At 64.9% G+C, this 787-nt stretch carries 2 protein-coding genes; both read right to left on the reverse strand.

Annotated elements, in window-relative coordinates; genetic code table 11:
* Positions 1 to 382: hypothetical protein (locus G3N99_RS41095; protein WP_206125295.1), on the reverse strand; the 382-nt coding region annotated here is incomplete at its 3' end.
* The gene (locus G3N99_RS41100; RefSeq protein ID WP_174935832.1) at positions 379 to 762 is read right to left on the reverse strand and encodes a hypothetical protein; all 384 of its coding nucleotides are present in this window, start codon (positions 760 to 762) and stop codon (positions 379 to 381) included. The genes G3N99_RS41100 and G3N99_RS41095, both read right to left, overlap by 4 nt.
* Positions 763 to 787: the final 25 nt, after the last annotated feature.

Consider the following 787-nt stretch of genomic DNA (forward strand, 5'->3'; position numbering starts at 1 on the left):
CGCCGACGAGCGCGGACAGGCCGGTCACCACGGTGCCGGGCGCGAACCGGAACATCCGCGCGTTGATGCCCACGCCCTGCTGCTGCAACACGTCGACGATCCCCGGCGCCAGCAGCAGCGTCACCCAGCCGATCACCCCGAACGCGGTGGTCGCGGTCGCGACGAGGAGCGCGATGCCCGCGCCGCGCGCGCGTGGCCGGAACGCGCCGGCGAACGCGCCCACGACCAGGAGCACGGCCGACAACCCGATCAGCACGGCGACGAACACCAGCATCGCCCCCGTATGGCCGAGTTTCATGAACGCCATCATCTGCGCGGTGATCACGCACATGCCCGCGATCGTGAACATCACGATCGCCAGCGCATTGCGCACGAAGCTCACGCGTTCGCCTGGAAATACGCGGTCGCGGGGCGCCGGAACATCAGGTAGACGAACAGCGCGAACAACAGGACGCCCGGAATCAGCACCGCGTACATCGACGCCGGCATGTTGATGAACGAGAACGCGAAACTGAACACGGCCGTCGCGATGTAGGTCTTGCGCGACCATTCGCGGCCCTTGAGGATCGCGATGCCGACCACGACGTTCACGACTTCGAGGATCACGCTGATGCCGAGCGTCGCCCAGACGGGCAGCAGGTAGTGCGACAGCAGCGCCTGGGTGGTCGGCATGCCGATCGTGAAGGGCGTATAGATGCACGTGATCGCGTTGGTCACGATGATGATCCACGCGAGAATGGTCAGCGAAATCGGTCTTTTCATTGTGTTTTCCTTGTTATTCGCCGCC

Origin of the sequence: Burkholderia sp. Ac-20392 (assembly GCF_017104585.1) — a bacterium.
Classification (GTDB): domain Bacteria; phylum Pseudomonadota; class Gammaproteobacteria; order Burkholderiales; family Burkholderiaceae; genus Burkholderia; species Burkholderia lata.